Here is a 13,884-nt window from a genome sequence, read left to right on the forward strand (position 1 = left end):
GAATAAAACGATGAAGGCTTGCGCTATGACGGACACCGGAAGAGTCCGTACGGCCAATCAGGATTATGTCTATGCCCAGGCAGAGCCTTTGGGCACACTGCCCAATCTTTTTTTGGTTGCAGACGGCATGGGCGGTCATCAGGCCGGGGATTACGCCTCCAGATATATTGCTGAAAATCTGGTGGCTCACTTAAAACAGGCGGATTCGCCGGGGATTGTTCCCCCTCTCCGGGAGGGAATTTTAAAGGTCAACGGAATGCTTTACCAGGAATCCTTAAAAAGTACAGAATTAAACGGCATGGGAACAACCCTGGTGGCAGCAGTGATCGAAGATTCTACCATGTACGTGGCTAATGTGGGAGACAGCCGTTTGTATCTGGTTAGGAACCGGCTGCAGCAGATTACAAAGGACCATTCCTATGTGGAAGAACTGGTGTCTTTAGGCCAGCTGGAACGGGGAAGCCGGGATTACCGGGAAAAAAAGAATATTATAACAAGAGCGGTTGGTACAGAGGATAAGCTGGAGATTGATTTTTTTGAAGTCAGTCTGGAACCGGGGGATTATGTGCTCATGTGTTCCGATGGACTCAGCAATATGCTTGAGGACGCTGAGATAGAAGAAATTATCTGCTCAGAACTGGAACTGCCGGAAAAGGCAGAAAAGTTGATTACAATAGCCAATGATAATGGCGGAAAAGATAATATAGCTGTTGTTTTAATTGATCCGCAAATTGGCAGGGAGGTAAGCTTATGATCTTAAGACCGGGGACATTTTTACAGGACAGATATGAAATACTGGACCAGATCGGTTCCGGCGGGATGTCAGATGTATATAAGGCCCTGTGCCATAAATTAAACCGCCCTGTTGCCATAAAGGTCTTGAAGGAAGAATTCAGTTTAGACAGCGGTTTTGTCAGCAAGTTTAAGATGGAAGCCCAGGCGGCTGCCCGCCTTTCCCATCCCAACATCGTAAATATCTATGATGTCGTGGATGAAGGGAATCTCCATTACATTGTTATGGAACTGATTGAAGGAATCACGTTAAAAAATTATATTACAAAAAAAGGCTGTCTTGATGTGAAGGAGGCCATAGGCGTTGCTATTTCCGTTGCGCAGGGAATTGCGGCAGCTCATGAACAGGGAATCATACACCGGGATATCAAGCCCCAGAATATTATCATTGCCAGGGATGGAAAGGTGAAGGTGGCTGATTTCGGAATCGCCCGTGCCGCTTCTTCCCAGACCTTAAGCGCTACCGCGGTGGGCTCTGTCCATTACATATCTCCGGAACAGGCAAGAGGCGGTTACAGCGATGTGAGAAGCGATGTTTATTCTCTGGGAATTACCATGTACGAAATGGTGGCCGGCCGGGTCCCCTTTCAGGGAGATAATACAGTAACCGTTGCCCTGGCTCATTTGGAAGACCCTATCACACCGCCCAGCTTTTATAATGAGAACATTCCGGTAGGACTTGAGAACATTATTTTAAAATGTACCGAGAAAAAGCCGGAGTACCGTTATGGAAGCATGCAGGAGACCATATCCGACTTACGGAAAGCGCTTGTCAATCCTGACGGAGATTTTGTCCAGTACAATTCCCAGGTGGATGATTCCCAGACTGTCATCATAGGAAAGCCGGAGCTGGAGCAGATCCGTTCCGGCCGGAAGGTACAGGCAGATCCTGCTGTAAACAGGAATGGAAACAGAAATCAGGAGCAGCGGCCGGAACGCCGCCAGGAAAAAAATGCAGGCGCACAGCCGGGCGGCAGAACCAGAAAACAGGATTCTGAGGATGACATCAATCCCAAAATCGAACGGCTTCTAACTGCGGCAGGTGTTGGTGTTGCCATCCTCATTGTGGTCGTACTGGTCATTGTATTCTCAAAGGTGGGAGGATTGTTCCGTTCCGGTTCTCCTAAGGAAACCGAATCAACTGCGGAGATTTCCACCGAAGAAACCTTAAGTGATAAAAAGGTGAAAATGACAAGCGTTGTGGGCTTGGCAACGGATATTGCAGAGCAGAAGTTAAAGGACAACGGCGGACTGTATATGAAGGTAAGCGATTACGTATTTCATGATACCATAGACAAAGGCGATATCGTGTCCCAGGATCCGGTTGAAGGGACTGTAATTGATAAGTATTCTGCTGTCTACGTAGTGGTCAGCAAGGGACCGGAACATGCAACCATTGACTTAACAAAGCTTGGACTTGAGAAGATGGATGGCACTTCAGCCAAAGCAGTGCTGGAGAGCAATGGCCTGACTGTTAATATAGAGCAGAAAAGCAGCGAAACCGTTGCGTCAGGATATGTAATCAGCTATACTCCTGATGCGGCAAAAGAAGGTGAAACCGTAACTCTGGTTATAAGCAGCGGTCCGGCTCTTGTCAATCCGGTCACGGTTCCGGATATTACCGGCCAGACTCAGGAGATTGCTGTGGAGATGCTGGCTGACGTGGGACTGGTACAGGGTACGGTTACGGAAGCGGCTTCTGAGACGGTTTTAAGGGGCAGTGTCATCAGCCAGTCCTTAACCGCTAACAGCCAGGTAGAGGCTGGAACTGCCGTGAATTATGTTATCAGCAGTGGAACCGCCCAACAGGCCAAAGTCAAGTATCTGGCTTCTATTGAAAAGTCCTATCCCCTGCAAAACATTATCGGACCAGGCTCCGGCAGCACCCAGCTTACCTTAAAGATCCAGCTGAAGCAATCGGTAAATGGAAAAGACGAAATCAGAGAGCTTATGGGACCTGTTACCATGGCAGGTGACCAGGTGCTTCCTGTATCATTTAAGAATATAGAAGGCGCATATGGCGTTTCAAGCGGTACTGTAGAGATTGTAAATGTGGAGACTGGCGATGTGATTAATTCTTATGTCATCACATTTATCCCGGTGCCACAATCGTAAGGAAACACCCTGCGGGCATACCTTTACGCCCGGTAAAGCGGGGCGAGGTTTGCCCAAAAAGCGTGGGCAGGAAAAAGGAAATTATATGACAGGAAAAATTTTGAAAGGAATTGCAGGCTTTTACTATGTCCACGGCACGGACGAAACCATCTATGAATGTAAGGCAAAGGGTATATTCCGCAATAAAAACGTAAAACCTTTGGTTGGGGATGATGTGGAATTTTCCATTCTGGACAGTTTGGAAAAGAAAGGCAACATCGAGCATATCCTTCCCAGGGAAAATTCCCTGGTTCGTCCGGCCGTAGCCAATGTAGATCAGGCTCTGGTGCTGTTTTCCATCACCCATCCGGAACCTAACTTAAATCTACTGGACCGTTTTCTGGTTATGATGGAAGTTCAGGAGGTTCCTGTAAAAATCTGTTTTAATAAAATTGATTTGGTTGGAAACGAGGAAATGCAGGCTCTTGGAGAAATCTATGAGGCGGCCGGCTATCCCGTATATTTTACCAGTACCTATGACGACCAGGGAATTGAGGAGATCAGGGAACTGGTACGGGGAAAAACCACGGTTTTAGCAGGACCTTCCGGAGTAGGGAAGTCCTCTTTAACCAATCTTCTCTATCCCCAGGCTGAGATGGAGACTGCAGGTATCAGTGAAAAGATCCAGAGGGGAAAGCATACCACCAGGCATTCGGAGCTTTTCGGCATCGGCCGGGATACGTACCTGATGGATACACCTGGATTTAGTTCCATGTACTTAGATGACATGGAGTGCGGCCGGCTGAAAGATTATTTCCCGGAGTTTGAACCCTATGAGGACGGCTGCCGGTTTCTGGGCTGTGTGCACATAGGGGAAAAAACCTGCGGAGTAAAAGATGCGGTAGAAGAAGGAAAGATAAACCGGGGCCGATATGAAAACTACCGGCTTTTATATCAGGATCTAAAAGAGAAAAGGAGATATTAATATGCTTAAACTTGCCCCTTCCATATTAGCGGCGGACTTTAAAATTCTTGGACAGCAGGTAGCTGAGGTAGCGGAGGCAGGTGCCCAGTACATTCATCTGGATGTGATGGATGGAGCATTTGTTCCCAGCATTTCATTTGGAATGCCGGTTATTGGAAGCCTTCGGGACTGCACGGACCGGGTTTTCGATGTTCATATGATGGTAGAGGAACCCGGAAGATATGTAAACGATATCAAAGAAGCGGGAGCTGATCTCATCTGTGTCCATGCGGAAGCATGTACCCATCTGGACCGCACCATTAATCAGATCAAGGAAGCAGGACTAAAGGCAGGAGTGGCACTTAATCCGGCGACCCCCTTATCTGTCCTTGACTTAATTCTTCCGGAAGTGGATATGGTTTTAATTATGACGGTAAATCCAGGTTTTGGCGGACAAAAATTCATCCCTTATACACTGGATAAGGTGAGGGCTTTAAGGCAAATTTGCAGGGAACGGAATCTTGAGACGGATATCCAGGTTGACGGAGGCGTGACTTGTGATAATGTGAGAGAACTGATCGAAGCAGGCGCTAATGTATTTGTGGCCGGTTCAGCTGTGTTTAAAGGAAATGCTGCCGCCAATACAAAGGCATTCTTAAAAATATTTGAGGAATATGAAGGGTGAAAGAAGAAGTCAGAGGTTTGATCGTTACCGGAGGTACCATGGATTATGGATTTGCCGGCAGGTTTTTAGAAAACAGAGAGTTTGATAAAGTCATCGCAGTAGATGGCGGGCTGGCGGCCCTTTCCAGGCTTCGGTTAAAGCCTGATGCCATTGTCGGAGATTTTGATACGGTGGCAGAAGATGTCCTGGCAGAATATAAAAACAGCCAGGACAAGATCACCTGGGAAATCCATAAACCGGAAAAGGATGAGACTGATACCGAACTTGCCATAAATACCGCCATAGGACTCGGCTGCTCGGAGTTAGTCATGCTTGGGGCAACGGGAGGAAGGATGGACCATTTTATCGGCAATCTCCATCTTCTCTATGCATGTCTGAAAAAAGGCGTAAAAGCCGCCATTGTTGATGAAAAAAACTGGATTACGGTGATCGATAAGGGAAGAACCTTTCATGCTGAAACATTGTGGGGAAAGTATATTTCCTTCCTTCCCCTGTACGGAGAAGTGAAGAAAATCACATTGACCGGATTCAAATATCCTCTTTATGAAAAGGATATTGACTTAGGAACAAGCTTGTGCATCAGCAATGAGCTGACCGGTGTAGAGGGCACAATTGAATTCGCGTCAGGAACCCTGATTTGTATCCAGTCCCATGATTAAACTGGCATGGTTTAATATATCGAAACTGGATATTTATGTCACTCCACTTGCATGCTAAGATAAAGAACAACAGAAGCAGCAAGGGAGGAATTACCAATGAGTAAAACAGACAACAGGATTTATAAAACCGCACTGACAGGACTATTTGCAGCCATGTCCTATATAGTATTTACGTTCCTGCAATTTAAGATCACCCTACCGGGAGGAGATGCCACATCCATTCATCTGGGAAATGCGGTCTGTGTTTTGGGCGCGCTTTTATTAGGTGGACTGTACGGCGGATTAGGCGGCGCCATCGGCATGACCATTGGAGACCTTTTTGACCCGGTTTATGTGGTCTATGCACCAAAGACTTTTGTACTAAAGCTGTGCATTGGTCTTATCACCGGATTCCTGGCTCATAAAATCGGCAGGATTAATGAATCCTCTGATAAAAAGCATATACTTTCCTGGACCATTGCGGCAGTGGCAGGAGGACTTTTGTTCAATGTGATTTTTGATCCCCTGGTGGGTTATTTTTACAAGCTTCTGATCCTGGGAAAACCGGCGGCAGAACTGGCGCTGGCATGGAATATTGCATCTACTTCCATTAATGCAATAACCTCTGCCATTGTTTCCGTCATCATTTATATGCCCCTCCGGAATTCCCTGATCAGGTCCGGTTTATTTACGAAAATTTGTTAGGAAGCACCCTGCGGGTATACCTTTATGCTCAAAAAGCATGAGCAGGAAAGAGGAAATTTTTATGACATCAGAAATACATCAGAAAAAAATTGCTGTCATTCATGATCTGTCAGGATATGGCCGCTGTTCCTTAACAGTGGCCCTTCCCATTCTTTCAGCCTTAAAGGTCCAGTGCTGTCCGGTTCCAACCTCCATCCTATCTAATCATACCGGATTTCCAACCTATTTTTTTGATGATTATACGGAGAAAATGCCTTCATATATTGAACAGTGGAAAAAACTGGATCTGTCCTTTGACGGGATTTACAGCGGATTTTTAGGCTCCGAGGAACAGATTGGAATTGTCATTGACATGATTAAGGATTTTAGAACACCGGATACAAAGGTTTTGGTGGATCCCATTATGGGAGACCATGGGAAAGCCTATCAGACCTATACGGAAAGGATGTGCAGCCGTATGAAGGAACTGGTTGGCTTTGGAGACATTGTAACTCCCAATCTGACAGAGGCCTGTATCCTGACCGGAAGAGAATACCGGCCAGAGGGCTGGAAGCGTGCAGAGCTTCTTGCAATGGCAGCTGAAATATTGGAAATGGGACCTGATTCCGTGGTGATCACAGGCGTAAGGGAAGGCGGCTATGTGACTAATGTAGTAGCGGAGAAGGACCAGGAGCCCCACTTTTTACGTTCTCTTCATGTTGGATGTGAACGGCCGGGAACCGGAGATGTGTTTTCCAGCATCCTTGCAGCCCAGACTGTGAAGGAAATTCCATTGACAGAAACAGTGAAAAAAGCGGCCGGCTTTGTAAAGAACTGTATTATAAAATCCGATGAGCTTCATGTTCCGGTGAAAAACGGAGTTTGCTTTGAAGAAATCCTTTCTTTGCTCATTCGTGGATAAGAATGAGGCAATGGATGGGGAATTTTAGGAAAGGGGCTTTTCTTTGCCCTTTTTTTGTAGTATAATCAACGGCAGACTATCATGCGGGACAACTTTCGCAGAGAATATTGAAGAAAAACCAGGAGGAATACCATGTTAGATTTAAAGTTTGTAAGAGAAAATCCTGAAATTGTAAAGGAAAACATTAAAAATAAATTTCAGGATAACAAGCTGCCTTTAGTTGACGAGGTCATTGAACTTGATGAGCAGAACCGTGCGGCAAAGCAGGAAGGGGATGCCTTAAGAGCTGAGCGCAACAAACTTTCCAAACAGATCGGCGCCTTAATGGGACAGGGAAAAAAGGAAGAAGCAGAGGAAATGAAGAAAAAAGTGACCGATGCTTCCGAAGATCTTGCCCAGTTGGAAGATAAGGAACGTGACCTGGAAGAAAGAATCAAAAAAATCATGATGACCATTCCGAATATCATTGATCCCAGCGTCCCCATCGGTAAGGATGACAGCGAGAACGTAGAGGTAGAGCGTTACGGCGAACCGGTCGTTCCTGAGTTTGAAATTCCTTATCATACGGACATTATGGAAAGCTTTAACGGCATTGACCTTGACAGTGCAAGAAAGGTGGCTGGCAATGGCTTCTATTACCTGATGGGTGATATTGCAAGGCTTCATTCTTCCGTACTTTCCTATGCAAGGGATTTCATGATAAACCGTGGCTTCACCTACTGCATTCCGCCTTTCATGATCCGCAGCGAAGTAGTGACCGGCGTTATGAGTTTTGCGGAAATGGATGCCATGATGTATAAGATCGAAGGAGAGGATTTATATCTGATCGGTACCAGTGAGCATTCCATGATCGGAAAGTTCATTGATACCATCCTTCCGGAAGAAAAGCTTCCAGAGACTCTGACCAGTTATTCTCCCTGCTTCCGTAAGGAGAAAGGCGCTCACGGCTTAGAGGAACGTGGAGTATACCGGATCCACCAGTTTGAGAAACAGGAAATGATCGTTGTCTGCAAACCGGAAGAAAGCATGGATTGGTATGATAAATTATGGCAGAATACAGTTGACTTGTTCCGTTCCCTGGATATCCCTGTAAGAACCCTGGAATGCTGTTCCGGAGATCTGGCAGATTTAAAGGTGAAATCCGTGGATGTGGAGGCATGGTCTCCCAGACAGAAAAAATATTTTGAGGTGGGCAGCTGCTCTAATTTAGGCGATGCCCAGGCAAGAAGACTGAAAATCCGTGTTGCAGGTGAAGACGGAAGAAAATATTTTGCCCATACCTTAAACAATACCGTAGCTGCCCCTCCAAGAATGCTGATCGCTTTCCTGGAAAACAACTTACAGGCAGACGGAACCGTGAAGATTCCGGAGGCTTTACAGCCTTATATGGGAGGCACAAAAGCACTTATGCCGAAAAAATAATAATTTTAAAAAGGTCCGGCTCTTTCCGAAAAGCCGGGCCTTTCTTAAAAAAAGGAATGGACACAACACCTGAATACATGCAGAATGAAAGCCTTTTTATATTTCCTGCAAAAGATATACGGTTGCAGTTGACAAGTGGGATAATAAGTATGGTATGATGGATACGGCAAAAGACAGGTGTGCAGCCGGTAAAAGACAAACTCATCTGGCGAAAAAAAGAAAAGGAGTGACAGCGGCATGATTACATTTAACCATTTTAATTTTAATGTACTTGATCTGGAAAAGAGCTTAAAATTTTATAAAGATGCATTGGGACTTACCCCTGTGCGAGAAAAAACAGCATCGGATGGTTCCTTTAAACTGATATATTTAGGTGATGGGAAAAGTGATTTTACCCTGGAACTGACTTACTTAACAGAGCGGAAAGAGCCTTATAACCTGGGCGAATGTGAATTTCATCTGGCATTCCAAACGGACGAATACGAGAGCTTCTATAAAAAACATAAGGAAATGGGCGTTATCTGTTTTGAAAATCCTGCCATGGGCATTTACTTCATCAGTGATCCGGACGGCTATTGGATCGAGATTGTTCCCGCCAGATAAGGAGAGACCGTGTATATTGAGGTAAACGGAATTACGTTATATTATGAGGTGTCAGGAAGCGGCCCGGCCATCCTTCTTCTCCATGGAAATGGGGAGGATCACAGCATTTTTAATGAGACGGCGGAGCTTTTAAGAAAAGATTATACTGTTTATGCCCTGGATTCCAGGGATCATGGGAAAAGCTCCAGAGTGCAAACACTGAGCTATGACGAAATGGCGGAAGATGTGGCAGAATTTGTCGGAATGCTGAAGCTTGAAAAACCCTGCTGCTGCGGATTCAGCGACGGTGGGATCATAGGGATACTTGCCTCCGTCCGGCATCCTGAGCTTTTTTCAAAGCTGGTGCTTTGCGGTGCCAATGCTTATCCCCAGGGCTTAAAGTGGTACTGGCTTAAATTTTTTACTATGATCGAAGCCTTAAGCCATGACCCAAAGCTTCTGATGATGCTTAGAGAACCCCAGATTACGGCCAAAGAGCTGGAGAGCATTTCTGTTCCAGTGCTTCTTTTGGCAGGAGAACGGGATATGATCCGTGAATCCCATACCCGTTATCTTGCTTCAAAGATAAAAGGCAGCCGTGTTAGAATTCTTCCCGGGGAAGGGCATGGAAGCTACATTATTCACAGCAGAAAACTTTATTATTCCATGAAAAAGTTTCTTAAAAGACCGCTTTCATGAGAAAAATAAATGTCAGGCGGATATTCGCAATCCGCTCTGCTGCTTGATTCGGTTAAAATAAAATATGGGTGTAAAGAAAAAACACTTGACACCTTATAAAAAGTATTGTATGATATCCCAGGTGATGATATGGAAAGGATTGCAAGACAGGGCTTATTATATGATTTCTATGGCGCTCTTTTAACAGAGCATCAGAGGCATATCTATGAAGATGTTGTTTTTTATGACCTTTCTTTAAGTGAGATTGCACAAGAACAGGGAATCAGCCGTCAGGGGGTCCATGACCTCATCAAACGGTGCGATAAAATCCTGGAAGGTTATGAAGAGAAGCTTCATCTGGTAAAAAAATTTGAGCAGACAAAAAAACTGGCCAGAGAGATCCAGAGTTTGACGAAAGAGTTTGCCGACAGGGCAGACATGAATCTGATCCATCGCATTGAGGAGATATCGGGCGAAATCATCGAGCTGGAAGCTCATTAGGAGGGCGTTAGATGGCTTTTGAGAGCTTATCCGATAAATTACAGAATGTATTTAAAAGTTTAAGAGGCAAAGGACGCTTGTCCGAAGCCGATGTAAAGACAGCCCTTAAAGAAGTGAAGATGGCTTTGTTGGAAGCCGATGTAAGCTTTAAGGTTGTTAAGCAGTTTATTAGTGCCGTACAGGAGCGGGCCATTGGACAGGATGTCCAGAACAGTCTGACTCCCGGACAGATGGTTATAAAGATTGTAAATGAAGAGCTGGTAAAGCTGATGGGGTCTGAGACGACTGAGATTCAGTTAAAACCTGCCAGCGATATGACCATCATCATGATGGCCGGTCTTCAGGGTGCCGGTAAGACCACCACCACTGCCAAGATTGCCGGAAAACTCAAGGCAAAAGGCAGGAAACCGCTTCTCGTTGCCTGTGACGTTTACCGTCCGGCTGCTATCAAGCAGCTGCAGATCAATGGAGAAAAGCAGGGCGTTCCCGTATTCTCCATGGGAGAAAACCATAAGCCGGCGGATATTGCAAAAGCTGCGGTTGCCTATGCGGAAAAGAATGACCAGAATGTAATTATTCTGGACACGGCAGGCCGCCTTCACATTGATGAGGACATGATGAACGAGCTGATCGAAATTAAAGATACAGTAGATGTTCATCAGACAATACTGGTAGTAGATGCCATGACAGGACAGGATGCAGTAAATGTAGCAGGAATGTTCAACGATAAAATCGGCATTGACGGCGTTATCATTACCAAGCTGGACGGTGATACCCGGGGCGGTGCTGCCCTTTCAATCCGTGCAGTGACCGGAAAGCCGGTTCTTTACGTAGGTATGGGAGAAAAGCTTTCGGATCTGGAACAGTTTTATCCGGACCGTATGGCTTCCAGAATACTTGGCATGGGCGATATCCTTTCCCTTATTGAAAAGGCTGAAACCCAGGTTGACGAAGAGAAAGCAAAAGAGCTGTCCCAAAAGCTCCGCAAGGCGGAATTTGATTATAACGATTTTTTGGACCAGATGAATCAGGTAAAGAAAATGGGCGGCATGGCAAGTATTTTAAGCATGATGCCAGGCATGGGACAAATGAAGGATATGGATTTTGATGAAAAAGCCATGGACCGGGTAGAAGCGATCATCCTTTCCATGACCAGCAAAGAACGGTTGAATCCGGAGCTTATGAAGAATGCTTCCAGAAAACAGCGTGTGGCTAAAGGCGCAGGCGTGGATATTACCGAGGTAAACCGCATTGTAAAGCAGTTTGACCAGATGAAAAAGATGATGAAACAGCTTCCCGGCATGATGGGCGGCGGTAAGCGTCACGGCGGTTTGTTAGGTAAACTGAAATTACCGTTTTAATTACTCTTTTCCGTTAGCAAAGCAGATTTTCTGCATTCGCTATAAATTAGTTTTAGAATCCAAGATTTAAGGAGGTGAATTTCACAATGGCAGTAAAAATGAGATTAAAAAGAATGGGTCAGAAAAAGGCTCCTTTCTATAGAATTGTAGTTGCAGATTCCAGATCTCCAAGAGATGGCAGATTCATCGAAGAGATTGGTTACTATGATCCTACCACAGAACCAAGCGTAATCAAGTTTAATGAAGAGAATGCTAAGAAGTGGTTAACAGCAGGTGCTCAGCCAACTGAAGTTGTAAGCAAGCTTTTAAAGATCGCCGGTATCCAGTAGTGAGAGGTGAAGCATATGAAGGAATTAGTAGAAGTAATTGCAAGAGCACTGGTTGATAATCCGGATCAGGTTGTTGTTACTGAAACCGTAAAAGAGGATGAGATAATCCTTGAACTTACGGTTGCACCTTCCGACATGGGTAAGGTAATTGGCAAGCAGGGCAGGATCGCAAAAGCTATCCGCTCTGTTGTAAAAGCAGCAGCCTCCAAAGAAGACAAAAAGGTTACTGTAGAGATCCAGTAATCAGAAAAGACCGCCGGCCTGTCGGGACGACGGTCCTTTTGGCATGAATCGAACTTCTTTGTGCAAATACTCAGAATAAGCCGGATAGTAATATCCGGTTTCTTTGACATGAGTTACCGAAAGAAGGCAGGTAAAGGGAATCGGATTTCCTTTGCATGATATGGAGAGACAGATGGAAAATTTGTTAAGAGTTGGCGTAATTTCCTCTACCCATGGGGTGAGGGGAGAAGTAAAGGTTTATCCAACCACAGATGATGTAAATCGCTTTAATAGTTTAAAAAATGTAATCCTGGATACTGGAAAAGAGCATATGGATCTTGAAATCCAGGGAGTAAAGTTTTTTAAGAATATGGTAATCCTTAAGTTTAAAGGATATGATTCCATTGATGATATTGAAAAATACAAAGGAAAAGATTTACTCATAACCAGGGACCAGGCTGTAGAACTGGGACCGGATGAAAATTTCATTGTTGACTTAATCGGGCTTCGTGTAGTCACTGAAGATGGAAAAGAATTTGGAACACTGACCGATGTGATCAAGACCGGAGCCAATGATGTCTATGAAGTAAAAACGGCCGAAGGGAAGGAAGTCCTGCTTCCTGCAATCAAGGAATGCGTGTTAAATGTGGATTTAAGGTCAGGAATTGTTACGGTTCACATCATGGACGGGCTTCTGGATTAAAATAGAGGAGTGGAAATAGATAATGAACTATCACATATTAACCCTGTTTCCTGAAATGGTCCTAAACGGCCTCCACACCAGTATTATCGGAAGAGCGGCAGAAAAGGGCCTGCTTTCCATTGAAGCCATTGATATCCGGGAATATTCAACAGACAAGCACCGCCATGTGGATGATTATCCTTATGGGGGCGGAGCTGGAATGGTCATGCAGCCCATGCCTATCTGTGAAGCCTATGATGACTTGTGTGAGAAAACCGGGAAAAAGCCCCGGGTTATTTACATGACTCCTCAGGGAAGGGTTTTTAACCAGAGAATTGCAGAGGAGCTGGCAAAGGAAGAAGACCTTGTTTTTCTATGCGGGCATTATGAAGGAATTGATGAGAGAGCTTTGGAGCTTGTTGCCACGGATTATCTTTCCATTGGTGACTATGTGCTGACAGGAGGCGAGCTTCCGGCCATGGTCATGATAGACTGCATTTCCCGGCTGATTCCAGGGGTCTTAAACAACGATACCTCTGCAGAATTTGAATCCTTTCACGATAATCTGCTGGAATATCCCCAGTATACCAGGCCGGAAGAGTACAGGGGACTTAAGGTTCCTGACATCCTTTTATCCGGTCATCATAAGAATATCGATACCTGGAGAAGGGAACAATCCATTAAGCGGACCCTGGAACGCAGGCCGGATCTTTTGTCGGATGCCAACCTGTCCAAAAAAGAAGCGGAATATTTAAAAAAGCTTGAAAATGAGCAGGAAAAACGGGAATAATATAACCGAATCAAGCAAGTAGCAACGCGGATTGGGAATATCCGCTTGATGAAAAAGGACTTGCAATCTAAGTTTCTTTATGATAAAATGTAAAACGTTGTGATGAAAAGGCGATGGTCCTCTGTTACGGATTTTAAAATGAAGTATTAAGAACATCAAATAATATCAAGGAGGTTCACACAATGAACGAAATTATTAAGAATATTGAAGCAGCACAGTTAAAGCAGGAAGTTCCACAGTTCAACGTTGGCGATACCGTTAAGGTATACAACAAGATCAAAGAGGGAGCCCGCGAAAGAATCCAGATTTTTGAAGGAACTGTTATCAAAAGACAGAACGGCGGCGCCAGAGAGACATTTACCGTAAGAAAGAATTCTAACGGCATCGGCGTTGAGAAGACCTGGCCATTACATTCCCCTTCCGTAGACAACATTGAAGTTGTAAGAAAGGGTAAAGTAAGAAGAGCAAAGCTGTATTACTTAAGAGACAGAGTTGGTAAAGCTGCCAAGGTTAAAGAATCAGTTAAATAATTCCGGAT

Annotated in this window: 17 protein-coding genes; all 17 read left to right on the forward strand. The window is 44.9% G+C overall.

Annotated elements, in window-relative coordinates; translation table 11 throughout:
* Positions 1-10: 10 nt before the first annotated feature.
* Positions 11-754: a Stp1/IreP family PP2C-type Ser/Thr phosphatase gene (locus ABFV83_RS06350; protein WP_349948075.1), complete on the forward strand. Its 744-nt coding sequence runs from the start codon at positions 11-13 to the stop codon at positions 752-754.
* Complete coding sequence (gene pknB / locus ABFV83_RS06355) at positions 751-2,907, forward strand: Stk1 family PASTA domain-containing Ser/Thr kinase (RefSeq protein WP_349948076.1); 2,157 nt, start codon at positions 751-753, stop codon at positions 2,905-2,907. The genes ABFV83_RS06350 and pknB overlap by 4 nt, the downstream gene beginning before the upstream one ends.
* Before the next feature lie 85 nt (positions 2,908-2,992).
* A complete protein-coding gene (gene rsgA / locus ABFV83_RS06360; RefSeq protein WP_349948077.1) occupies positions 2,993-3,871 on the forward strand; it encodes a ribosome small subunit-dependent GTPase A in 879 nt (292 codons plus the stop codon).
* A gap of 1 nt (position 3,872) precedes the next feature.
* Positions 3,873-4,535: a ribulose-phosphate 3-epimerase gene (gene rpe, locus ABFV83_RS06365; protein ID WP_349948078.1), complete on the forward strand. Its 663-nt coding sequence runs from the start codon at positions 3,873-3,875 to the stop codon at positions 4,533-4,535.
* Positions 4,536-4,573: 38 nt separating this feature from the next.
* Positions 4,574-5,194, forward strand: a complete 621-nt coding sequence (locus tag ABFV83_RS06370) for a thiamine diphosphokinase (RefSeq protein ID WP_349948877.1) — start codon at positions 4,574-4,576, stop codon at positions 5,192-5,194.
* A 96-nt stretch (positions 5,195-5,290) separates the two neighbouring features.
* On the forward strand, positions 5,291-5,878 hold the full coding sequence (locus ABFV83_RS06375; protein WP_349948079.1) for an ECF transporter S component: 588 nt from the start codon (positions 5,291-5,293) through the stop codon (positions 5,876-5,878).
* A gap of 61 nt (positions 5,879-5,939) precedes the next feature.
* Positions 5,940-6,779 (forward strand): pyridoxamine kinase, encoded by an 840-nt coding sequence (locus ABFV83_RS06380; protein WP_349948080.1) that lies wholly within the window; start codon positions 5,940-5,942, stop codon positions 6,777-6,779.
* 132 nt (positions 6,780-6,911) lie between these two features.
* The gene (gene serS, locus ABFV83_RS06385; protein ID WP_349948081.1) at positions 6,912-8,201 is read left to right on the forward strand and encodes a serine--tRNA ligase; all 1,290 of its coding nucleotides are present in this window, start codon (positions 6,912-6,914) and stop codon (positions 8,199-8,201) included.
* A gap of 237 nt (positions 8,202-8,438) precedes the next feature.
* Complete coding sequence (locus ABFV83_RS06390) at positions 8,439-8,804, forward strand: VOC family protein (RefSeq protein ID WP_349948082.1); 366 nt, start codon at positions 8,439-8,441, stop codon at positions 8,802-8,804.
* A gap of 9 nt (positions 8,805-8,813) precedes the next feature.
* On the forward strand, positions 8,814-9,482 hold the full coding sequence (locus tag ABFV83_RS06395) for an alpha/beta hydrolase (RefSeq protein ID WP_349948083.1): 669 nt from the start codon (positions 8,814-8,816) through the stop codon (positions 9,480-9,482).
* 129 nt (positions 9,483-9,611) lie between these two features.
* Positions 9,612-9,962, forward strand: a complete 351-nt coding sequence (ylxM, locus tag ABFV83_RS06400; protein ID WP_349948084.1) for a YlxM family DNA-binding protein — start codon at positions 9,612-9,614, stop codon at positions 9,960-9,962.
* Between the two features lie 11 nt (positions 9,963-9,973).
* Entirely contained in the window at positions 9,974-11,323 is a 1,350-nt protein-coding gene (ffh, locus tag ABFV83_RS06405) for a signal recognition particle protein (protein ID WP_349948085.1), read from the forward strand.
* A gap of 86 nt (positions 11,324-11,409) precedes the next feature.
* Positions 11,410-11,652 (forward strand): 30S ribosomal protein S16, encoded by a 243-nt coding sequence (rpsP, locus tag ABFV83_RS06410; RefSeq protein ID WP_349948086.1) that lies wholly within the window; start codon positions 11,410-11,412, stop codon positions 11,650-11,652.
* A 15-nt stretch (positions 11,653-11,667) separates the two neighbouring features.
* A complete protein-coding gene (locus ABFV83_RS06415) occupies positions 11,668-11,895 on the forward strand; it encodes a KH domain-containing protein (RefSeq protein WP_013272774.1) in 228 nt (75 codons plus the stop codon).
* 172 nt (positions 11,896-12,067) lie between these two features.
* Complete coding sequence (gene rimM / locus ABFV83_RS06420; RefSeq protein ID WP_349948087.1) at positions 12,068-12,577, forward strand: ribosome maturation factor RimM; 510 nt, start codon at positions 12,068-12,070, stop codon at positions 12,575-12,577.
* A gap of 22 nt (positions 12,578-12,599) precedes the next feature.
* The gene (gene trmD / locus ABFV83_RS06425) at positions 12,600-13,346 is read left to right on the forward strand and encodes a tRNA (guanosine(37)-N1)-methyltransferase TrmD (RefSeq protein WP_349948088.1); all 747 of its coding nucleotides are present in this window, start codon (positions 12,600-12,602) and stop codon (positions 13,344-13,346) included.
* 182 nt (positions 13,347-13,528) lie between these two features.
* On the forward strand, positions 13,529-13,876 hold the full coding sequence (gene rplS, locus ABFV83_RS06430; RefSeq protein WP_054737763.1) for a 50S ribosomal protein L19: 348 nt from the start codon (positions 13,529-13,531) through the stop codon (positions 13,874-13,876).
* Positions 13,877-13,884 lie beyond the last annotated feature (8 nt).

Source organism: Lacrimispora sp. BS-2 (genome assembly GCF_040207125.1).
Lineage (GTDB): Bacteria > Bacillota > Clostridia > Lachnospirales > Lachnospiraceae > Lacrimispora.